This is a genomic window from gamma proteobacterium symbiont of Axiagastus rosmarus (genome assembly GCF_059730925.1).
Genome location: NZ_AP035925.1, coordinates 1,517,344 through 1,539,056, shown reverse-complemented (window position 1 = coordinate 1,539,056; position 21,713 = coordinate 1,517,344). Strand labels below are relative to the sequence as shown.

20 protein-coding genes and 1 riboswitch are annotated in these 21,713 nt (G+C 57.3%); of the genes, 10 read left to right on the top strand and 10 right to left on the bottom strand.

Annotated features, from left to right (window positions below; genetic code table 11):
• Positions 1 to 35: 35 nt before the first annotated feature.
• Together AC6I8F_RS07080 and AC6I8F_RS07075 are read left to right on the top strand one after the other, a co-directional pair.
• Positions 36 to 1,496, top strand: coding sequence for a mannitol dehydrogenase family protein (locus AC6I8F_RS07080; protein WP_498028669.1), 1,461 nt, complete (start codon positions 36 to 38; stop codon positions 1,494 to 1,496).
• 99 nt (positions 1,497 to 1,595) lie between these two features.
• Positions 1,596 to 2,282, top strand: coding sequence for a GntR family transcriptional regulator (locus tag AC6I8F_RS07075; protein ID WP_021509299.1), 687 nt, complete (start codon positions 1,596 to 1,598; stop codon positions 2,280 to 2,282).
• Positions 2,283 to 2,486: 204 nt separating this feature from the next.
• Here the strand turns inward: AC6I8F_RS07075 and fbaB are convergent, their stop codons facing one another.
• The 3 genes from fbaB to thiM all read right to left on the bottom strand — a co-directional run bounded on the left by fbaB (position 2,487) and on the right by thiM (position 5,268).
• A complete protein-coding gene (gene fbaB / locus AC6I8F_RS07070) occupies positions 2,487 to 3,539 on the bottom strand; it encodes a class I fructose-bisphosphate aldolase (protein WP_058757271.1) in 1,053 nt (350 codons plus the stop codon).
• A gap of 146 nt (positions 3,540 to 3,685) precedes the next feature.
• Complete coding sequence (thiD, locus tag AC6I8F_RS07065; protein WP_058769946.1) at positions 3,686 to 4,486, bottom strand: bifunctional hydroxymethylpyrimidine kinase/phosphomethylpyrimidine kinase; 801 nt, start codon at positions 4,484 to 4,486, stop codon at positions 3,686 to 3,688.
• Positions 4,483 to 5,268 carry a hydroxyethylthiazole kinase gene (gene thiM / locus AC6I8F_RS07060; protein WP_058769945.1) on the bottom strand — a complete coding sequence of 262 codons (786 nt, stop codon included), beginning with the start codon at positions 5,266 to 5,268 and terminating at the stop codon, positions 4,483 to 4,485. The genes thiD and thiM overlap by 4 nt, the downstream gene beginning before the upstream one ends.
• A 33-nt stretch (positions 5,269 to 5,301) precedes the next feature.
• A riboswitch (TPP riboswitch) is annotated at positions 5,302 to 5,398 on the bottom strand.
• Between the two features lie 345 nt (positions 5,399 to 5,743).
• Here thiM and AC6I8F_RS07055 point away from each other — a divergent pair.
• Entirely contained in the window at positions 5,744 to 5,941 is a 198-nt protein-coding gene (locus AC6I8F_RS07055; protein ID WP_498028668.1) for a hypothetical protein, read from the top strand.
• Between the two features lie 52 nt (positions 5,942 to 5,993).
• On the opposite strand, the gene ahpF is transcribed toward AC6I8F_RS07055, so the two are convergent.
• Both ahpF and ahpC read right to left on the bottom strand, forming a co-directional pair.
• The gene (gene ahpF / locus AC6I8F_RS07050) at positions 5,994 to 7,562 is read right to left on the bottom strand and encodes an alkyl hydroperoxide reductase subunit F (RefSeq protein WP_058769944.1); all 1,569 of its coding nucleotides are present in this window, start codon (positions 7,560 to 7,562) and stop codon (positions 5,994 to 5,996) included.
• A gap of 70 nt (positions 7,563 to 7,632) precedes the next feature.
• Positions 7,633 to 8,196, bottom strand: a complete 564-nt coding sequence (gene ahpC, locus AC6I8F_RS07045) for an alkyl hydroperoxide reductase subunit C (RefSeq protein ID WP_010617942.1) — start codon at positions 8,194 to 8,196, stop codon at positions 7,633 to 7,635.
• Between the two features lie 290 nt (positions 8,197 to 8,486).
• Here ahpC and AC6I8F_RS07040 point away from each other — a divergent pair, with 290 nt between their 5' ends.
• Entirely contained in the window at positions 8,487 to 8,930 is a 444-nt protein-coding gene (locus tag AC6I8F_RS07040; RefSeq protein WP_058757267.1) for a GNAT family N-acetyltransferase, read from the top strand.
• A 3-nt stretch (positions 8,931 to 8,933) separates the two neighbouring features.
• Here AC6I8F_RS07040 and apbC read toward each other — a convergent pair whose 3' ends face one another.
• Entirely contained in the window at positions 8,934 to 10,046 is a 1,113-nt protein-coding gene (gene apbC / locus AC6I8F_RS07035; protein WP_058757266.1) for an iron-sulfur cluster carrier protein ApbC, read from the bottom strand.
• A gap of 162 nt (positions 10,047 to 10,208) precedes the next feature.
• On the opposite strand from apbC, the gene metG reads away from it, so the two are divergent.
• Positions 10,209 to 12,242 (top strand): methionine--tRNA ligase, encoded by a 2,034-nt coding sequence (metG, locus tag AC6I8F_RS07030; protein ID WP_498028667.1) that lies wholly within the window; start codon positions 10,209 to 10,211, stop codon positions 12,240 to 12,242.
• 342 nt (positions 12,243 to 12,584) lie between these two features.
• Here the strand turns inward: metG and AC6I8F_RS07025 are convergent, their stop codons facing one another.
• Positions 12,585 to 12,932 carry an endonuclease domain-containing protein gene (locus tag AC6I8F_RS07025; protein ID WP_021509290.1) on the bottom strand — a complete coding sequence of 116 codons (348 nt, stop codon included), beginning with the start codon at positions 12,930 to 12,932 and terminating at the stop codon, positions 12,585 to 12,587.
• Between the two features lie 151 nt (positions 12,933 to 13,083).
• Here AC6I8F_RS07025 and AC6I8F_RS07020 point away from each other — a divergent pair, with 151 nt between their 5' ends.
• From AC6I8F_RS07020 to sanA, 5 genes are all read left to right on the top strand, one after another.
• Complete coding sequence (locus AC6I8F_RS07020) at positions 13,084 to 13,467, top strand: CidA/LrgA family protein (protein ID WP_021509289.1); 384 nt, start codon at positions 13,084 to 13,086, stop codon at positions 13,465 to 13,467.
• On the top strand, positions 13,460 to 14,152 hold the full coding sequence (locus AC6I8F_RS07015; protein WP_021509288.1) for a CidB/LrgB family autolysis modulator: 693 nt from the start codon (positions 13,460 to 13,462) through the stop codon (positions 14,150 to 14,152). The genes AC6I8F_RS07020 and AC6I8F_RS07015 overlap by 8 nt, the downstream gene beginning before the upstream one ends.
• Before the next feature lie 124 nt (positions 14,153 to 14,276).
• Positions 14,277 to 15,173, top strand: coding sequence for a cytidine deaminase (cdd, locus tag AC6I8F_RS07010; protein WP_021509287.1), 897 nt, complete (start codon positions 14,277 to 14,279; stop codon positions 15,171 to 15,173).
• Positions 15,174 to 15,331: 158 nt separating this feature from the next.
• Positions 15,332 to 17,029, top strand: a complete 1,698-nt coding sequence (locus tag AC6I8F_RS07005; protein WP_058757262.1) for an NAD-dependent malic enzyme — start codon at positions 15,332 to 15,334, stop codon at positions 17,027 to 17,029.
• A gap of 139 nt (positions 17,030 to 17,168) precedes the next feature.
• Positions 17,169 to 17,888 (top strand): outer membrane permeability protein SanA, encoded by a 720-nt coding sequence (gene sanA, locus AC6I8F_RS07000; RefSeq protein WP_031280053.1) that lies wholly within the window; start codon positions 17,169 to 17,171, stop codon positions 17,886 to 17,888.
• A gap of 191 nt (positions 17,889 to 18,079) precedes the next feature.
• On the opposite strand, the gene mglC is transcribed toward sanA, so the two are convergent.
• The 3 genes from mglC to mglB all read right to left on the bottom strand — a co-directional run bounded on the left by mglC (position 18,080) and on the right by mglB (position 21,696).
• Complete coding sequence (gene mglC / locus AC6I8F_RS06995; RefSeq protein WP_021509284.1) at positions 18,080 to 19,090, bottom strand: galactose/methyl galactoside ABC transporter permease MglC; 1,011 nt, start codon at positions 19,088 to 19,090, stop codon at positions 18,080 to 18,082.
• A gap of 18 nt (positions 19,091 to 19,108) precedes the next feature.
• The gene (mglA, locus tag AC6I8F_RS06990) at positions 19,109 to 20,629 is read right to left on the bottom strand and encodes a galactose/methyl galactoside ABC transporter ATP-binding protein MglA (RefSeq protein ID WP_021509283.1); all 1,521 of its coding nucleotides are present in this window, start codon (positions 20,627 to 20,629) and stop codon (positions 19,109 to 19,111) included.
• A 71-nt stretch (positions 20,630 to 20,700) separates the two neighbouring features.
• Complete coding sequence (gene mglB / locus AC6I8F_RS06985; protein WP_021509282.1) at positions 20,701 to 21,696, bottom strand: galactose/glucose ABC transporter substrate-binding protein MglB; 996 nt, start codon at positions 21,694 to 21,696, stop codon at positions 20,701 to 20,703.
• Positions 21,697 to 21,713: the final 17 nt, after the last annotated feature.

Sequence of the window (21,713 nt, the reverse complement as noted above, 5' to 3'; positions counted from 1 at the left end):
GGCGCCGCGCGCCCCGTTTGCCACAAGGATTATGCATGTTACAACCCGATCGCCTTCCCGCTGACGTACAGCGCCCCCGTTACGACCGCAGCCAGTTGAAAACCCGCATGGTGCACATCGGTTTTGGTGCCTTTCACCGCGCGCATCAGGCGCTGGCCACTGACCTACTGGCGCAGCACGGCAGCGACTGGGGCTACTGCGAAGTGAATCTCAACAGTGGCGCGCTGATCGCCGCTCTGCGCCAGCAGGATTTGCTGTACAGCGTGACCGAAATGGCCGACGACAGCCTGCACACGCGCATTGTTGGCGTAATTACCCAGGCGCTGCACGCGAAAAGTGACGGTATTGAGGCGGTGATTGAAGCGATGAGCCAGCCGGAAATCGCCATCGTGTCGATGACGGTCACGGAAAAAGGCTACTGTTCGCTGCCGTCGAGCGGCCAGCTCGACCTGACGCATCCGGACATCGTGCACGATGTGGCGCATCCTGACGCGCCGCGCTCGCTGCCCGGCGTGATCCTGGCAGCGATTGAACGCCGTCGCCAGCGCGATCTGCCGCCGTTTAGCGTGATGTCGTGTGACAACATGCCGGAGAACGGCCACGTTACGCGCAATGTGATAACCCAGCTGGCGCAGCGCCGCAGCCCGGCGCTGGCGGATTACATTCAGACCCACCTCACCTTTCCCTCAACCATGGTGGATCGCATCGTACCGGCGATGACCGATGAATCTTTCGCGACGCTGGAAGCGCGGCTCGGCAGTCGCGATCCGGTGGCGGTGGAAGCCGAACCTTTTTTCCAGTGGGTGATTGAAGATAACTTCGTCAGCGGCCGCCCGGCGTGGGAACAGGCCGGTGCAGAGCTGGTGCGTGATGTGCTGCCGTACGAAGAGATGAAGCTGCGCATGCTCAACGGCAGCCACTCGTTCCTGGCTTATCTCGGCTACCTGGCCGGGTATCAGCACATCAGCGATTGCATGGCCGATGCCAATTTTCGTCAGGCGGCGCGCGCGCTGATGCTGCAGGATCAGGCACCCACGCTGCGCACGCGGGATGTTGATTTGGTCGCCTATGCCGACTCGCTGATCGCCCGTTACGAAAACCGGGCGATTAAACATCGCACTTATCAAATCGCCACCGACGGTACCCAGAAGCTGCCACAGCGCCTGCTGGATAGCGTGCGCTGGCATCTGCGTAACGGGACGGCCTGTGATTATCTGCTGCTGGGCGTAGCAGGCTGGATGCGCTATATCAGCGGCGTCGATGAGCAGGGCGCGGCGATTGAGATTCGCGATCCGCTCAGCGCGCAGCTGGCCAGCATTGTTGCCAATAGCGAGGATGGCCCGCAACGCGTTGAGGCCTTACTGCGCCTGCAGGCGGTGTTCGGCGACGATTTACGTTATCACTCAGTGTTTGTTACGCGGCTTACCGAGCTGTATCAGCAGCTGCGGCTTACCGGTGCACACGCCACGGTGCAGGCGCTGGTCACAGAAGGCTAAGCCGCCTGCACAAATGTGTAGCGCAGACGCAGCGTGCTGATTAGACTGACGCTTTCTCATCGGGCTGGCGGCGGCCAGCCGTAATACGGATATTGCTGCATGTCGATTGCCTATACCATAACCACCAGCGAACCGGTAAATCAGCAGATTTATCGCTATCTGCGGAAGGATATCGTAACCTGCGTGATCCATCCGGGCTCGCTGCTGTCGGAGAAAGAAGTGTCGGCGCGCTTCAACGTGTCGCGGCAGCCGGTGCGGGAAGCCTTTATCAAACTGGCGGAAGCCGGCCTGGTGCAGGTTCTGCCGCAGCGCGGCACCTTCGTGCGCAAAATCTCCGCCCAGCGCGTGGCCGACGGCCGTTTCATCCGTGAAGCGGTGGAGATCGCCGTGGTTCGCCGCGCCGCGCTGGAGATCGCTGCCACCGGACTGATGGCGCTGGAACACAATCTGCAGCTGCAGCGTCTGGCAGCGGAACGCCACGACAGCCAGGCGTTTCTGGCGCTCGACGATGAGTTTCACCGGTTGATTGCCGAAGGCATTGACTGCCTGCTGGCGTGGGAGACGGTGGAGAACATTAAAGCGACGATGGACCGCGTGCGCTTTCTGACGCTGAGCGAAGTGTCGCCGCCGGAGAGCCTGATTCAGCAGCACGAAGAGATTTTTGCCGCGCTGAAAGCGCAAGATGCCGATGCGGCGGAGAAGGCGATGCGGCGACATCTACAGGAGATGATTCTGACCATCACGCCGATTGCCGAGCGCAACAGCGAATGGTTTGAAGGGCCGTAGTGCTGTGGGGTGAGCTTGCGGTGGGGTGCGGTGCGGTTTGATGCGGTGCGGTGTGATGCCCTCACCCCGGCCCTCTCCCACCGGGAGAGGGAGCTGTTCCAGTAAGCTGTCAGCGAATTAATACATTAAAAAACCGCACAAAACAGTCCCCTCTCCCGCCTGCGGGAGAGGGCTAGGGTGAGGGGGAAAAAGCACCTCACACCATCAGGCAATCGTCACATCCTTCGCCAGATACACATCCTGCACCGCATTAATCAGCGCCACGCCCTCTTTCAGCGACTTCTTAAACGCCTTGCGCCCGAGAATCAGCCCCATGCCGCCGGCGCGTTTATTGATCACTGCCGTACGCACCGACTCTGCCACATCGGTCGCACCGGCTGAAGCACCGCCGGAGTTAATCAGCCCGGCGCGGCCCATGTAGCAGTTGGCTAGCTGGTAGCGCACCAGGTCGATCGGATTCTCACTGGTCAGCTTGCTGTACACGCGCTCATCGGTGTGGCCAAACTTCACCGCGTTATAGCCGCCGTTATTCTCTGCCATTTTCTGCTTCACAATGTCGGCACCAATAGTGGCCGCCAGATGGTTAGCCTGACCGGTTAAATCGGCGCTGGCGTGATAATCCACCCCATCCTTCTTGAAATCGTTGTTGCGCAGATAGGCCCACAGCACCGTCACCATGCCCAACTCGTGCGCACGCTCGAAGGCCGCTGCAATTTCCTCGATCTGCCGGCGTGACTGCTCAGAGCCAAAATAGATGGTGGCGCCGACCGCAACCGCGCCCATGTTGAACGCCTGTTCAACGCTGGCGTACAGCGTCTGGTCATACTGCGTGGGATAGCTCAGGGTTTCGTTATGGTTCAGCTTGACCATAAACGGGATGCGGTGCGCGTAGCGACGTGACACGGAGGCCAGCACGCCATAGGTTGATGCCACACAGTTACAGCCGGCTTCAATCGCCAGCTCGACGATATTCTTCGGGTCGAAATAGGCCGGATTGGCAGCGAACGAGGCGCCGGCAGAGTGTTCGACGCCCTGATCCACCGGCAGAATCGACAGATAGCCGGTACCCGCCAGACGGCCGGTGTTGTAGAGCGTCTGCATATTGCGCAGTACCGCAGGAGAACGATTGTTATCAATCATCACGCGATCGACATAATCCGCGCCCGGCAAATAAAGGCTGTCCGCTGGAATGGTCATGCAGCGATGTTGAAGAAGCGTATCCGCCTCTTTACCCAATAACTGTACGATGTCCGTCATGTTCGCTCCTGATAAATGGCTGGAAAAGAACCGGCACCTGCCGATTCGCCCCCACAGCCTGGACCGAAACGCGCCAGGCTGGCAAATTGCTGACTCCATTTTTCAGACGGATACGCAGTGAAAAAACGGCAATCTGGCGTTACGCCCTACCACCACTGATGGAAATGATGCACCGGCCCAATGCCGTGGCCGACCTCAAGCGAATCGGCGTGCAGCAGCGCCTGCTGCAGCCAGGCCTTGGCCTCCGCTACGGTGCCCGCCCAGTCCGCATGGCGCGGTCGCAATGCCGCCAGCGCCGCCGACAACGTGCAGCCGGTGCCGTGCGTATGACGGGTGTTAACGCGCGGCGCGGTAAAGCGCTGGCGGCCGGCGCGGGTGATCAGCCAGTCCGGGCTTTCCGCATCGCTGAGATGACCGCCCTTCATCAGCACCGCTTCACAGCCCAGCTCCAGCAGCGCATCGCCCTGTTGCAGCATAGTCGCCTCGTCCTGCGCCATGCGGCAACCCAGCAGCGCCGCGGCTTCCGGCAGGTTGGGTGTGATCAGCGATACCTGCGGTAGCAGCCGTTCACGAATGCTGGCTACCGCATCGGGCGACAGCAGCGCATCGCCACTTTTGGCAATCATCACCGTATCCAGCACCACAAACGGCAGGCTGGCGCGTTTCAGCTTCTCTGCCACCACCTCAACAATCGCCGTCTCCGCCAGCATACCGATTTTCGCGGCGTCAATGCGCACGTCGTCCAGTACCGAGTCGAGCTGTGCAGCGACAAATGCCGGTTCGATGCGATACACCGACTGCACGCCGCGGGTGTTCTGTGCCACCAGCGCGGTAATCACGCTGGTGCCGTACGCGCCGAGCGCGGAAAACGCTTTCAAATCGGCCTGGATACCTGCGCCGCCGCTGGGGTCGGTGCCGGCAATGGTCAATGCATTGATACGTTTCATGCCGCCACCTCCAGCGTCCAGAGCGCATCGAGAAAAGCGGCGACGAAGCTGCCCGGCCCTGCCACGCTGCGCGCGGCCTGCTCACCGGCCAGCGACATCAAGCGGCAGGCCGCTGCCACGTGCTGGAGGCGCTCGCCCGGCAGGCTGCTGCACGCCGCGACGACGGCGGATAGCGCACAACCGGTACCGACCACGCGCGTCATCAGCGGGCTGCCGCCGGGTATTGCCAGCGTCTGGCGGCCATCGGTGACGTAATCGACTTCGCCGGTTACCGCAACGATAGTCGTGCAGCGTTGCGCCAGCTGCTGCGCGGCGTTCAGTGCAGCATCGGCCTGATGCACGCTATCCACACCGCGTCCGCCCGTGGCCTGGTGCGCTAAGGCGAGAATCTCTGAAGCGTTGCCGCGAATGGCCGCCGGTCGCAGGCTTAGCAGCTGCTGACAGAATTCCGTACGCAGGGTTAGCGCGCCTACCGCCACCGGATCGAGCGTCCACGGTGTGCCGGCCTGGTTAGCGGCCTGTACCGCCGCCAGCATCGCATCGCGGCGCTCGCGGGTTAAGGTGCCAACGTTAATCAGCAGCGCATCGGCGAAACCGGCAAACTGCGCCGCTTCATCGCCATCAATCACCATCGCGGGCGAAGCCTGCAGTGCCAGCAGCACGTTGGCGGTAAAAGTTTGCACCACGTCGTTGGTCATACAGTGCACCAGCGGTGCCTGCTGCCGCAGCAGTTGCAGAGAGTGCGCGAGTTGCGCCGGGGAAAGAGGGTCAGGCTGTGTCATAAGGCTCCCAACCGGCAATCAGGAAGGCGAATGCGGTCAGGCATCTGACTTCCCTACGCTGGCATTATCCAGATCAGGTATTACGGGTATTTCTCAGCCTTCACAAAGAAGGGCACCCCGAGTCATGCACGTCCGTGTCAGACGTGCCTTCACAGCATAAAGGGTCAGCTTAAAGTTGTAAATCCTGCGGCGGGTGCGCTTTTTTTGCCGGGCAACGATGAGCAAAAATACGTGCGCCATCAATTTTCATGATTTTTTGATCATCAGGAAAATATAAACAAATCGACGGAGATCAATTTTCCTAAAAGCCCTAAAATTCATCAGGATAGTTAATTTAATCTGCCGGGGCAGTATCCGGGAAATAAACAGAAGAAAGCGCGCAACTTGATTAATATCAAACCGGCCGGCAGCGTAACACGGCCTAATTCCCTTCCGGATTTGAAGACCGCTGTTTCACCTTCACCCGGAATCGCTAATGACTTTATTCAGTTTTCTTCCGCACGCGCATCACTGGCACTATATCACCATTTCCCGTCAAGGCGCCGTTGCCCCCGGTGGCCGTTACCGGTACTCCACGTACCTCGAAGCCGAATGCAAACGCTGCGGCGAGCGCATCCATAAAATTTATTATCGCGATATCAGCGATGAACAGGCGCGTCGCTGGCTGGGATAAAAAAAAGCCCCGCAACACAGGTTGCAGGGCGCTTGCGTGGCTATCGCAAAACTTATTCAGCCGGTTTGGTGCGGATCAGGTAATCAAACGCGCTCAGTGACGCTTTGGCCCCTTCCCCGCTGGCAATGATGATCTGCTTGTACGGCACCGTGGTGCAGTCGCCGGCGGCAAATACGCCTTTCAGGCTGGTTTCGCCTTTGGCGTCGATCAGGATCTCGCCCATGCGGTTGCGCTCTACCGCGCCTTCCAGCCAGTTAGTGTTGGGCAGCAGGCCAATCTGTACGAAAATACCGCTCAGCGCCAGTTCGTGGCTGGTCTGGTTATTGCGGTCGATGTAGGTCAGACCGGTAACTTTACTGCCGTCGCCTTTTACTTCGGTGGTCTGCGCGTTCAGGATCACATCGACGTTTTTCAGGCTGCGCAGTTTATCCTGCAGCACTTTATCGGCGCGCATTTCGCTGGCGAACTCCAGCAGCGTAACGTGCTCGACAATACCGGCCAGGTCGATGGCCGCTTCAACGCCGGAGTTACCGCCGCCGATCACCGCCGTGCGTTTGCCTTTAAACAACGGGCCGTCACAGTGCGGGCAGTAGGTTACACCTTTGGTGCGATATTGCTCTTCGCCCGGAACGCCCATGTTGCGCCAGCGTGCGCCGGTAGCAATGATGATGCTGCGTGATTTCAGCACTGCGCCGGAAGCGGTTTCGATGGCGTGCAGACCGCCCTCTTTCGCTGCCGGGATCAGCTTGATGGCGCTCTGGGTGTCAATCACGTCAACGTCATAGTCATCAACGTGCGCACGCAGAGAACCGGCGAGCTTGGCCCCTTCGGTTTTCGGCACGGAGATGTAATTTTCAATGTCAACGGTATCCAGCACCTGGCCGCCAAAGCGCTCGCCCATCAGGCCGGTACGAATACCTTTACGCGCCGAGTAGATGGCCGCCGCAGCGCCCGCCGGGCCGCTGCCGACGATCAGCACTTCATAGGCGTCACGCTTGTTCAGCTCTTCAGCCGCACGCTTATCCGCGTTGGTGTCTACCTTACCGACGATTTCTGCCAGGCTCATCCGCCCCTGACCGAACTCTTTACCGTTGAGGTAAACCGCCGGCACGCCCATGACGTTGCGTTCGGTGATCTCGTTCTGGAACATGCCACCGTCGATGGCGGTATGACGGATGCGCGGGTTGAGCACCGCCATCAGGTTCAGTGCCTGTACCACGTCGGGACAGTTGTGGCACGACAGAGAGTAATAGGTTTCGAAATGCAGGTCGCTGTCCAGCGCAACAACCTGATCCAGCAGGCTCTGCGCCTCTTTCGACGGATGTCCACCGGTCTGCAGCAGTGCCAGCACCAGTGAGGTAAATTCGTGGCCCATTGGCGAACCGGCAAAGCGCGGACCGCTGTGGCTGCCTGGGTTAGTAATCAGGAATGATGGTTTACGTACCGGTTGATCGTTCTCTTCACGGAAGCTGACTTTATCAGACAGACTCGCGATATCGGTCAGCAGAGTACGGATCTCTGCGGATTTTGCGCCATCGTCCAGTGTGGCAATCAACTCAACCGGTTTCGTTAGTTTCTCAAGGTAGGCCTTGAGCTGGGTTTTTAAATTGGTGTCGAGCATAGTGAGTTCCTGTGAAGAAAATCGGGTGCCGCAGCACCCGATGGAAGAAAGATCAAAGGGCGGCGGTGACTTAGATTTTGCCAACCAGGTCCAGTGATGGAGCCAGCGTTGCGTCGCCTTCTTTCCATTTAGCCGGGCAAACTTCACCTGGGTGAGAAGCCACGTACTGAGCGGCTTTCACTTTACGCAGCAGGTCAGATGCGTCACGGCCGATGCCTTCTGCAGTGATTTCGATGGCCTGGATGATGCCTTCCGGGTCAACGATGAAGGTACCGCGGTCAGCCAGACCTTCTGCTTCACGCATGATTTCAAAGTTACGGGTCAGAGCACCGGTCGGGTCGCCGATCATCGCATACTGGATTTTCGCGATGGTGTCTGAAGAACCGTGCCAGGCTTTGTGGGTAAAGTGCGTGTCAGTTGAAACGGAGTAGATGTCTACGCCCAGTTTCTGGAACTCTTCGTAGTGGTCTGCCACGTCACCCAGTTCAGTCGGGCATACAAAGGTGAAGTCAGCCGGGTAGAAGAAGAAAACACTCCATTTACCTTCAACGTCTTTCTCGGTTACGTCGATGAATTCGCCGTTTTTGAATGCAGCGTTTTTGAACGGTTTGATTTTGGTATTGATGATAGACATGGGTGACCTCCGTTAAAAAGATGTGATGCAGGCTACATAATTTTCGGGCCAACTTCTAATATGCAGACGTTATCAATCAGATAATCAAAAGCTATCAAAGTGCCGACGCCAGATTTGATGCGGCTTGCCGCGGCATTCTACACAGAAAAGCCGCAGAGTTAACAGGCTTTATCTTTGCGCGCGGCAACTGCTATTTTTTTAAAAACGTTCAATCATCTTTGCTGCACGATTTTACTGCGTGCGCAACGCCGCTACAAAACGTGCCCGCTTACTCGTCATGGAGTCTGGAAGTGAAAATTCGTCTTTTTGAAGAAGCCGACCGCCCTTTTTTACGCACGCTGTATCTCGCGGCGCGCCGTCATAACTGGACATGGCTGGCCGGCGACGACTGGCAGCTGGAAGATTTCGACGCGATTATTCCCGGTGAAACGGTACTGGTAGCGGAGATCGACGGCCACCGCGCAGGCTTTGCTGGCGTGATGGATAACGATAATTTTCTGCACAGTTTGTATGTCGATCCGGCCTTTCAGGGCCAGGGCGTCGGCAGTGCGCTGCTGAACGCGGTGCAGCAGCGTTTTACCTCCACCGGCGCTCTGAAATGTCTGCTACAGAACGAAGCGGCGTTGCAGTTTTATCAGCAGCACGGCTGGCAGCGCGAAGCGCTGGGAGAGAGCGAACAGGGCCAATACGTGTTGATGCACCTGCCGCTGGCGTCGCGCACCAGCGGCAGCTAAGACTTAAACCGCGCGGAAGGCGATGTCGCCCGGAATCACCTCACCCTGCCAGTAAAGCTGGGCGGCAACCCGGCCCGCAAGTTCACGATACAGCGCGGTGAATTCACTCTCCGGACGGCGAATCACGGTCGGTTCACCGTCGTCGAGATCTTCGCGCAGATTAATGTGCAGCGGCAGCTGAGCCAGCAGGCGGGTGTGATAATCCTCAGCCAGCTTCTGCGCACCGCCGGTACCAAAAATCGGCTCGTGATGCCCGCATTCGCTGCAGATGTGCATGCTCATGTTTTCCACCACACCCAGCACCGGCACGCTGACTTTTTCGAACATCACCATGCCCTTGCGTGCATCAATCAGCGCAATGTCCTGCGGCGTGGTCACCACCAGCGCGCCGGTCACCGGCACGTTCTGCGCCAGCGTCAGCTGAATGTCACCGGTGCCCGGCGGCATATCCAGAATCAGGTAATCGAGATCCGGCCACAGCGTTTCGTTCAGCAGCTGCATCAGCGCCTTGCTGGCCATCGGTCCGCGCCACACCATGGCGTTATCGTCGGTCACCAGATAGCCGATAGAGTTGGTTGCCAGGCCGTGCGCCATGATCGGCGCCATGTGCGTGCCATCCGGCGAGGTGGGACGCTGCTTTTCGGTGCCGAGCATGTCCGGGATCGACGGACCGTAAATATCCGCATCAAGAATACCGACGCGCGCTCCTTCGGCCGCCAGCGCCAGCGCCATATTCACGGCAGTGCTGGATTTGCCCACGCCACCTTTACCGGAGCTGACGGCGACGATGTTTTTCACGCCGTTGACGCCCGGCTGATTTTTCACGCGTTTCAGGGTGGCGATGTCATGACGCAGCCGCCAGTCGATGGCGCGCGTGTTGGTCAGGCGCAGCAGTTCCGCGCTGGTCTGGGCTTTCAGCGCCTCAAACGCGCTGGCCCAGGCAAATGGCATCACCAGTTCAATGTGCAGCTTGTCGTCGAGCAGCGCCACGTGGCGCAGCGCTTTGAGGGTAGTCAGATTGTGTTGCAACGTCGGATGCTCAAACTCGCTCAGCACGCCGATAACCACGGCGCGCAACGCTTCAGGTGAATGATGGTCCCGGGATTGTGCGGTCATCCCAACTCCTTATTTAGTCATGACGCCAGACGATGGCGGTGTGCCATCAATCATATCAGATAGGCGCTAAAAGTGACGTGGCCGAGCTGCTGTGTTTACGCCAGAGGGTGCTTCGGTTAACATCTAAGCCCGATTTTTTATTCACGGAATGCTACGCAAATTATGACTCAAGTCGCTAAAAAACTACTGGTAACGTGCGCCCTGCCGTACGCAAACGGCTCTATCCACTTAGGTCACATGCTTGAACACATTCAGGCTGACGTGTGGGTCCGTTACCAGCGAATGCGTGGCAATCAGGTGTTCTTCATCTGTGCGGACGACGCCCACGGCACGCCGATCATGCTGAAAGCCCAGCAGCTGGGTATCGCGCCGGAGCAGATGATTGCGGAAATGAAGCAGGAGCATGAGACCGATTTCGCGGGTTTCAACATCAGCTATGACAATTATCACTCCACGCACGGCGACGAAAACCGCCAGCTGTCTGAGCTGATTTACACGCGCCTGAAAGAGAACGGTTTCATTAAAAACCGCACCATTTCGCAGCTGTACGATCCGGAAAAAGGCATGTTCCTGCCTGACCGCTTCGTCAAAGGCACCTGTCCGAAATGTAAATCGCCCGATCAGTACGGCGATAACTGCGAAGTGTGCGGCGCGACTTACAGCCCGACCGAGCTGATTGAGCCGAAATCGGTGGTGTCAGGTGCGACGCCGGTGATGCGCGATTCTGAACACTTCTTCTTCGATCTGCCGTCCTTCAGCGCGATGCTGCAGGCGTGGACGCGCTCCGGCGCGCTGCAGGAGCAGGTGGCGAACAAGATGCAGGAATGGTTTGAAGCCGGTTTGCAACAGTGGGATATCTCCCGCGATGCGCCGTACTTCGGCTTCGAGATCCCTGGCGCGCCGGGCAAATACTTCTACGTCTGGCTGGATGCGCCAATCGGCTATATGGGGTCGTTCAAGAACCTGTGCGACAAACGCGGCGACATCGATTTCGACGAGTTCTGGAAGAAAGATTCCAGCACCGAGCTGTATCACTTCATCGGCAAAGACATCGTCTATTTCCACAGCCTGTTCTGGCCAGCGATGCTGGAAGGCAGCAATTTCCGCAAGCCAACCAACCTGTTTGTGCATGGTTATGTCACGGTGAACGGCGCGAAGATGTCGAAATCGCGCGGCACCTTCATCAAAGCCAGCACCTGGCTGCAGCACCTTGATGCCGACAGCCTGCGTTACTATTACGCGGCCAAGCTCTCTTCGCGCATCGACGATATTGACCTTAATCTGGAAGATTTCGTCCAGCGCGTGAACGCTGACATCGTTAATAAAGTGGTGAACCTCGCCTCACGCAACGCCGGCTTTATCACCAAACGCTTTAACGGCCAGCTGGCAAGCGAACTGGCGGATCCGGCGCTGTATCAGACCTTTGTTGATGCGTCAGAGAAGATTGGTGAAGCCTGGGCCAGCCGCGAATACAACCGTGCGATCCGCGAGATCATGGCGCTGGCCGACCTGGCCAACCGCTACGTTGACGAGCAGGCACCGTGGGTGGTGGCGAAACAGGAAGGCCGCGATGCCGACCTGCAGGCGATTTGCTCTATGGGTATCAACCTGTTCCGCGTGCTGATGACCTGGCTGAAGCCGGTGCTGCCGTCGCTGAGCGAGCGTACAGAAGCCTTCCTGCAAAGCGAACTGAGCTGGGATGGCATTGCGCAGCCGCTGCTCAACCACAGCGTAGCGCCGTTTAAAGCGCTGTATGGTCGTATTGAGATGGCAAAAGTGGAGGCGCTGATTGCGGCTTCGAAAGAGGACGCAGCAGCGGCGAACCAGCCGGCGGTAAGCGGTCCGCTGGCCGAGGCACCGATTGGCGAGACCATCACCATTGATGACTTCGCCAAAGTCGACATGCGCGTAGCGCTGATCGAGCAGGCTGAGCTGGTAGAAGGTTCCGATAAGCTACTGCGTCTGCAGCTGGATCTGGGTGGCGAGAAGCGCCAGATTTTCTCCGGCATTCGCGCCGCTTATCCGGATCCGTCGGTGCTGGTGGGCAAGATGACCATCATCGTCGCCAACCTGGCGCCGCGCAAAATGCGTTTTGGCGTGTCCGAAGGCATGGTACTGTCTGCCGGCCCTGGCGGCAAAGATCTGTTTGTGCTGTCAGTGGATAGCGGTGCCCAGCCGGGTATGCCGGTGAAGTAAGGGTTAGTGCGGTCTGGCCCTCACCCTAACCCTCTCCCGCCTGCGGGAGAGGGAACTGCTGAGTGCGGGGTTTGGGTTCAGAGCCAGGCCTGCACATAGCAAAACCCCGCACAAGACTACCTCCTCTCCCGCTTACGGGAGAGGGAACCGCTGAGTGCGGGCTCTGGGTTCAGAGCCATGCCTGCACCTCGTTCGCTTGACTCACTCTCCCGCATTAAAAAGGGCCGAACAGCGCACGTTGTTACCCAGGTATCAAACCTGCACATAGCAAAACCCCGCACAAGAATACCCCCTCTCCCGCCTGCGGGAGAGGGCTGGGGTGAGGGGAAAACCGCACCGCGCTTATCGCGCCAATATCAGACAGCGATAAATCTCCGCCATCACCACCTCAAACTCATTAAATACCTGATGATTCCAGAAGCGAATTACGCGCCAGCCGCAGCGCTGTAAATACGCCGTGCGCCGGGCATCGTAAGCCTGATCTTCAGGCGTATTGTGCTGTCCACCATCCAGTTCCACGATCAGCGATTGCTCAACGCAGGCAAAATCAACGATGTACCCTCCAACTGGATGCTGGCGGCGAAACTTCGCGCCACACACATTTCGGTTGCGTAAATAGCGCCATAGTTTTTGCTCCGCTTGCGGCATCGCCTTTCGCAGCGCGCGCTGCGGTTGGACGGTGTGGTTCATCGCTGCTCCTTCGCTCTGGCCACCAGCTTACGCCGCTTTACTCAGCTTCAAAGCAGAGGTGTTGAAATCCTGAATCTGCATTCCAGTGTGATCGCTAGCACGCTAAGCGCTTAATGCGTATGATGAAGCGCCACGAAAACAGGAGCCTGACATGCCCACCGTGCTATCTGCCTGCTGGCGCTATCTGCGCGCCTTTGCCATCGTCTATGCCGCGCTGTATGCCGGCAACGGCCTTGCTGCCCTGCTGCCATTTACCATTCCCGGCAGCATCCTTGGCATGCTGTTGCTGTTTGCCCTGCTGGCGCTGCAGATTATCCCGGTAACGTGGGTGAAACCCGGCTGTCAGCTGTTGATCCGCTACATGGCGCTGCTGTTTGTGCCGATCAGCGTTGGCGTGATGGGCTACACCGATATCCTCAGCGCACAGTTTGGCCCGATTGTCGTCTCCTGCATGGTCAGCACCCTGCTGGTATTACTGATTGTCGGCCTGAGCGCCGAGCGCCTGCAGCGTCCGAAGGAGTCCGGCCATGAGTGACGCCTGGTGGTCACTGCCACTTACCGTAGTGGCGTATCTGCTGGCACGCCGTCTGGCAGCCAGAATCAACCTCTCTATCGTCAATCCGCTGCTGGTAGCCATGGCGATCATTATTCCACTGCTGCTGCTGACGCACCTGCCCTACGCGCGCTATTTCGCCGGCAGCGCGCTGCTTAATCAGCTGCTGCAGCCCGCCGTGGTGGCGCTGGCGCTGCCGCTGTATGAGCAGATGCACCAGATTCGCGCGCGCTGGAAAACCATCATTAGCGTCTGCTTTATCGGCAGCATTACCGCCATGGTGTCCGGCACGGCGATCGCGCTGTGGATGGGGGCGACGCCGGAAATCGCAGCCACCATCCTGCCGAAGTCGGTGACCACGCCCATCGCCATGGCAGTATCGGGCTCGCTACACGGTATTCCGGCCATCAGCGCCATTTGCGTGTTGATTGCTGGCGTGCTGGGCGCGGTGTTTGGTCACATGCTGCTGAATCTGTTTAAAGTGCGCAGCAAGTCATCACGCGGGCTGGCGATTGGCAACGCGTCACATGCGCTCGGCACCGCGCGCGCCGCGGAGATTGACTATCAGGAAGGCGCCTTCAGCTCGCTGGCGCTGGTAATCTGCGGCATCATCACCTCGTTACTGGCGCCTTTCATTTTTCCTTTGCTGATGCGCTTACTGGGGTAAAACTTGCGAGAGATCTCGCAAAGTTGAAACAAGCCAATCAGCTTGCATTGTCATAGCGACATGGATCACATATAAACCTTGAGGCGGCGCTTCGCCGCTGACGAGTTAATGAGGCCATAACATCATGCATGCACGATTCACTTCCGCTTTCTCTGCCCTGCCCGCTACGCTGCAGAGCGCGCTCCAGCCGCTGCTGGACGCTGCTGATTTTCACGGCGTGCTGCGACCGCAGGAGGTGACTCAGCTGCAACAGGCAACCGGTCTGGATGATGATGCGCTGGCACTCGCACTGCTGCCGATTGCCGCCTGTTGTGCCGTGGCACCGGTTTCGCACTTTAACGTGGGCGCTATTGCGCGCGGCATCAGTGGCCACTGGTACTTCGGTGCCAATATGGAGTTCTTACATGCGCCGCTGCAGCAAACGGTCCACGCCGAGCAGAGCGCAGTCACGCATGCCTGGCTGCGGGGCGAAGCGCAGCTGGCGACCATTACCGTCAACTACACGCCGTGCGGGCACTGTCGCCAGTTTATGAATGAACTGAATAGCGGTACGGCGATTCGCATCAGCCTGCCGGGCCGCGCGGTCAGCACGCTGGCCGATTATTTACCGGACGCCTTTGGCCCGGCCGATCTCAATATCAGCGAACGGCTGCTGACCCCCGTCGACCACGGTTTCCTGCCGCAGGGCGATGCGCTGCAGCAGGCCGCGATTGATGCCGCCAGCCGCAGCCATGCACCTTACAGCCAGAGTTATAGCGGCGTGGCGTTGCAGAGCCGCAGCGGCCAGATTTACACCGGGCGCTATGCCGAAAATGCCGCCTTTAACCCGAGCCTGCCGCCATTACAGGCCGCGTTGATTCTGATGAATATGCACAACGAAGCGCTGGAGGAGATTCAGCAGGCGGTGCTGGCAGAAAGCGCCGACGCCACGCTGAGCCAGTTTGATGCCACCCGCACCACCCTCGCCGCGCTCGGCTGCAGCAATTTCTCAGTTACTTTAGTTTCGAAACCAACAGTTTAGTGATCCTTTTACCGCTTTTGTGACCTTCTATTAACAAAAGCTGTACATCTGCAGGAATTTTCATAGGATCGGGCGCCAGAACTTCACAATAAACGGGTCTGGCGTTACCTTCTTGCTGGCGACACGTCAGAAAACACTGCAACCGGAGCAAACACTGCATGGAACTCGAGTACGAAAGTAAACGTCCGCTGTATATTCCTTACGCGGGTCCGATCCTGCTGGAATTTCCGCTGTTGAACAAAGGCAGCGCCTTCTCGCTGGAAGAACGTAACGAATTTAACCTCAATGGCCTGCTGCCAGACGCCGTAGAAACCATCGAAGAGCAGGCCGAGCGCGCCTGGCGTCAGTTCCTGGACTTCAAAAACAATAACGACAAGCACGTCTACCTGCGCAACATCCAGGACACCAACGAAACGCTATTCTATCGCTTGCTGGACAACCACCTGGAAGAGATGATGCCGATCATCTACACCCCAACGGTTGGCGCGGCCTGCGAGCACTTCTCAGAAATTTATCGTCGCGCGCGCGGGGTGTTTATCTCCTATAACAACCGCGACCGCATTGAAGACATGCTGCAAAACGCCACCAAGCAGAATGTCAAAGTTATCGTGGTCACCGACGGCGAGCGTATTCTCGGCCTCGGCGATCTGGGCATCGGCGGCATGGGCATTCCTATCGGTAAGCTGTCGCTGTACACCGCGTGTGGTGGCATCAGCCCGGCCTACACCCTGCCGGTGGTGCTGGATGTCGGCACCAATAATCAGCAACTGCTGAACGATCCGCTCTACATGGGCTGGCGCCATCCGCGCATCACCGGCGAAGAGTATGAAGCCTTCGTTGATGAATTCATTCAGGCGGTGAAGCGCCGCTGGCCAAACGTGCTGCTGCAGTTTGAAGATTTCGCGCAGAAAAACGCCATGCCGCTGCTGGAGCGTTACCGCGATGAGATCTGCTGCTTCAATGACGATATTCAGGGCACGGCCGCTGTCACGGTGGGCACGCTGATCGCTGCCAGCCGCGCCGCAGGCAGCCGTCTGTGCGAGCAGAAAGTGGTGTTCCTCGGTGCCGGTTCCGCCGGCTGCGGTATCGCCGAGCAGATCGTCGCACAGATGAAATCCGAAGGCCTGAGCGATGATGAAGCGCGCGCGCGCGTGATGATGGTAGACCGTTTCGGCCTGCTCACTGACAAATTGCCTAACCTGCTCGATTTCCAGAGCAAGCTGGTGCAGAAGAGCGACAATCTGAAAGACTGGGACGTCACCAGCGATTCGATTTCACTGCTCGACGTGGTGCGCAATGCCCAGCCGGATATCCTGATCGGCGTTTCCGGCCAGCCGGGACTGTTCACCGAAGAGATCATTCGCGAGATGCACAAGCACTGCAAACGCCCGATCGTGATGCCGCTCTCGAACCCGACCTCACGCGTGGAAGCGACCCCGGCTGATATCATCGCCTGGACCGACGGCGACGCGCTGGTCGCCACCGGCAGCCCGTTTGCACCGGTCACCTGGAAAGGCAAAACCTACCCGATTGCCCAGTGCAACAACTCCTATATCTTCCCGGGTATCGGTCTCGGCGTGATCGCTGCCGGTGCCACCCGCGTAACGGATTCGATGCTGATGACCGCCAGCCGCGCGCTGGCTGACTGCTCACCGCTGGTTAACGACGGTGAAGGTCCGGTGCTGCCAGAAATTAAGGACATCCAGGGCGTCTCCAAAGTGATCGCCATGGAAGTGGGCAAAGCGGCGCAGCTGGCGGGCGTGGCGGTGGTCACCTCCGAGGACGTGCTGTCGAAAGCCATCAACAACAACTTCTGGCTGCCGCAGTATCGTCACTACCGCCGTACCTCGATTTAATTGCAGACCGACGCTGCCGCACGCTTCAGGTGCGGCAGCGCTTAAAAAAACGCCAGCCGACCGGCGCGAACTTGCTTAGCCGTGCCGCCTCAAGTAGCCTTGACCCATCTGAATTTTCGTCAACCGAGTGCCCGTGCGCATACTTAAACGCGTTTTCTTTGCTCTGTTTATCATCATATTACTGGTGATGGCGACCGCGCTCGGCCTCGATCGCTGGATTAGCTGGCGAACCGCGCCGTTTATTTATGAAGATGTCGCTTCGCTGCCGCATCGTCAGGTCGGCGTGGTGCTGGGCACCGCCAAGTATTACCGCACCGGCGTCATCAATCAGTATTACCTGTATCGCATTCAGGGCGCGCTCAACGCTTACAACAGCGGCAAGGTGAATTATCTGCTGCTGAGCGGCGATAATGCGCTGCAGAGCTACAACGAGCCGATGACCATGCGACGTGATTTAATCAAAGCCGGCGTCGATCCCTCAGACATCGTGCTGGATTATGCCGGTTTCCGTACGCTGGATTCGATTGTGCGCACACGCAAAGTCTTCGACACCAACGACTTCATCATCATTACCCAGCGCTTCCATTGCGAACGCGCACTGTATATCGCCCAGCACCTTGGCATTCAGGCGCAGTGCTACGCCGTGCCGTCGCCCAAGAATATGCTATCGGTGCGGTTCCGCGAGGTGGGTGCGCGCCTCGGTGCGCTGGCGGATCTCTATCTGATGAAGCGCGAGCCGCGTTTCCTTGGCCCGCTGGTGCCGATTCCGGCGGTGCATGAAGTGCCGGAAGATGCGCAGAGCTACCCGGCGGTCACACCGGAACAGTTGCTCGAGCTGGAAGAGAAGCTACGGAAATAATCGGCGAGAGGCCAGCAGCTGGATCTGACGTTGGCGAGTTAAGCAGGATCGCGGCGATGCTGCCGGTGCGCATCAATGCGCACCCTACAAAATACCGGCCATCCCCTGCAAGTCTCACCGCTATTCTCAATGTACAACAAAAACAACAAGGGCCGCGTTGCCGCAGCCCTGATGGTTGACCTGGTTCTTTGCTATTTCTTGCGCGCGTATTTCAGCGAATCAAGCGCCACGGCGAAGATGATGATGCCGCCCTTAATGATGTACTGCCAGTACGGGTTCACGCCGATGTAGGTCAGACCGTAGTTGATGACGGTGAAGATGATCACACCGGTCACCACACCCGCGACGGTACCTACCCCGCCGGCAAACGACACGCCGCCCACCACGCAGGCCGCAATCGCATCCAGCTCATACATAAAGCCGAGGTTGTTAGTGGCGCTGCCGATACGGCCCGCTTCGAGCATCCCGCCGAAGGCATAGAACACGCCGGACAGCGCATACACCAGGATCAGGTTAAGCGGAACGTTAACACCAGAGACTTTCGCCGCTTCTGGATTACCGCCGATAGCAAAAATGTTTTTGCCGAAGCGGGTTTTATTCCACAGGATCCAGACGAACACGATAGCGATAATCGCGTAGAAGGTGATAAACGACAGCTTGAAGTCGCCGAAGCGCAGGAAGCCCTGGGCAAACTTCGAGAAGCCAGCGTCAAATCCGGCAATCGGTGAAGCGCCCACGAAGTCGTAGTACAGCGAGTTGATGCCGTAAACGATGATCATGGTGCCCAGCGTGGTGATAAACGGCGTCACCTTCAGGTAAGCGATGATCACGCCGTTAACCAGACCAATCACGCCACCGATGATGCACACGGTCAGAATCACCAGCGGAATCGGCACGGTTTCCAGATGCGGGAACACCTTGTTGGCGTTATCCATCGACTGCAGCAGCGTTGCCGCCACCACCGCCGCCAGACCCACCTGGCGCCCTGCCGACAGGTCGGTGCCCTGAGTCACGATCAGACCGGCTACGCCGAGGGCGATAATAATACGGACCGATGACTGAGTCAGAATGTTACTCAGGTTCATCAGGCTTAAAAAGGTCGGATCCTGGAAAATAATAATCGCCAGCAGTACCAACAGGACAACATAAATGCCGCCCTCTTTTAACCAGGTTAGCGCATTCTTTTTAGTAGTCGCTTTCATGTTAAAGCCCTTGCTTCATTAAAGGTGTAATGACGCTAAACGCAGGATTTCATTCTGCGAGGTCGTTTTAGTATCGACAATGCCCGCTACCTGACCATTACTCATTACCAAAATACGGTCGGTAATGCCCAACAGCTCTGGCATTTCAGAAGAGATAATAATGATGCCCTTTTCTTTTTTCGCCAGCTCCGAGATCAGCTGATAAATCTCGAATTTAGCGCCGACGTCAATACCGCGCGTCGGTTCATCAAGCATCAGTATTTCCGGCTGCGTCAATAACCAGCGACCAATAATGACTTTTTGCTGGTTACCGCCGGAGAGCGATCCAATTTGGGTATGATGGCCGGGCGTTTTCACCCGCATGGCATCAATGACCCACTGGGTATCGCTTTTCATGCGTTTATTATCCAGCAGACCCATACTGGATTTATATTTCTTGATATTAGAAATGAGCGAGTTAAAACCAATATCCAGGTAGGCATAAATCCCGGTGGAACGCCGCTCTTCCGTTACCAGCGCAAAACCATGGTTGATGGCTTCGTTGGCGCTGTGGTTATTAATCGCTTTACCGTGCAGTTTAATGGTGCCGCCCGACTTCTCACGGATACCAAATAAGGTTTCCACAATGTCAGTACGCTTGGCGCCCACCAGGCCGGCAATCCCGAGAATCTCGCCTTTATGCAGATCAAACGAGATATCACGGATCGATGGCTGGCGCAGCGAGGTCAGATTGCGCACCTCCAGAATCACTTCACCCGGCACGTTAGTTTTGTCCGGGAAGCGCTGGTTGAGCGAACGGCCGACCATCATGGCGATGATCTTGTCCATGTCCAGCCCTTCCAGCGGCTGGGTGGCAATCCACTGGCCGTCACGCAGAATGGTGATCTCATCGCACAGCTGGAAAATTTCTTCCATTTTATGCGAAATATAAACAATACCGCAGCCGCGATCTTTCAGCTTACGGATAATGGTGAACAGGTGGTTAACTTCTTTTTCGGTCAGCGATGACGTGGGCTCATCCATAATGACGATTTTCGCGTCATAGGAAAACGCCTTGGCGATTTCAATCATCTGCATTTGCGATACCGAAAGCGTCGCGACTTTATCGCGCGGATCGATATCAATATCTAATTCATCAAAGATCGCTTTGGTATCACGATACATTTTATCCTGATCGACAAACGGACCTTTGCGCGGATAGCGCCCCAGCCACATGTTGTCCATCACGTTGCGCTGCAGCACCAGATTTAATTCCTGATGCACCATTGAAACGCCATTTTCCAGCGCCTCTTTGGAGGATTTGTAATCTATTTCCTCACCCTGAAACAGGATGCTCCCCGTATCCTTTTTATAAATCCCAAACAGGCATTTTAATAAAGTGGATTTACCGGCGCCGTTTTCACCCATTAAGGCATGGACGGAGTGCGGCCGCACTTTTAAATTCACATTATCTAAGGCTTTCACCCCTGGAAATGATTTCGAGACATTCGTCATCTCCAGCAGATATTCTCGCTGTGTGGTCGGATTCTCACTGGCCATAATTTACCTGGCTAAAAAAAGCGTTGGTCAGATGCAATAAGGCGCGGCAGAAAAGCCGCGCCCGGGACGAATTACTTCACAAACTGCGACAGGTTTTCTTTATCAACCGGTACGTACGGTACGCGGACCACTTTGCCGTCCATCTTGAAGTTAGTACCTGCGGTTGGCTCTTTGCCATTGGCCAGGTTATTAGCAATGTCCAGCGTGGCTTTCGCCTGGTTTTCCGCATCGTTCAGCACGGTACCGGCCATCGCACCGGATTTCACCAGCGCCAGCGCTTCTGGCAGGGCGTCAACACCAAACACCGGAATGCTGGTTTTGTTGTGCGCCTTCAGCGCTTCAACCGCACCCATCGCCATCGCATCGTTGTTCGCGATGATTACTTCAATTTTGTTGGCGTTCGGGCCAGACAGCCAGGCATCCACTTTGTCTTTCGCCTGCGCGGTATCCCACATTGCAGTATCCATCGCCAGCTGCTGGGTTTTGATGCCGTCTTTGTTCAGGGTTTCGATGACGTATTTGGTACGTGCTTCGGCATCCGGATGGCCCGGTTCACCTTTCAGCAGCACGAACTGAATCTGACCGTCTTTGTTCAGATCCCAGGCTGGCGTAGCTTTCCAGTGTTTCTCGATCAGCTCACCCTGCTTGATGCCGGACTCTTTGGAGTCGGTACCGACATAGTAAGCTTTGTCGTAGCTGGCCAGCACTTTCGCGTTAGGCTCTTTGTTGAAGAACACCACCGGCACGTCGTTCGAGCGCGCTTTGTCGATCACCACTGCCGCAGCAGCCGGATCCACCAGGTTGATGGCCAGCGCTTTCACGCCTTTCGCCATCAGCACGTCAATCTGGTCGTTCTGTTTGGATTGGTCGTTCTGTGAGTCGTTCATCAGCAGCTGAATGCCGCCAACGGCTTTCGCCTCTTTTTCGATGTCCTTGCGCACCATCGACATGAAGTTGTCGTCATATTTATAAATTGTCACGCCAATGCGGGTATCGGCGGCGTGCGCAGTTGCACCAAACATCATGCTGGCAACCAGTGCTGTGAGCGTGAAAACCTTCTTATTCATGGTATCTCCGGTTTTTT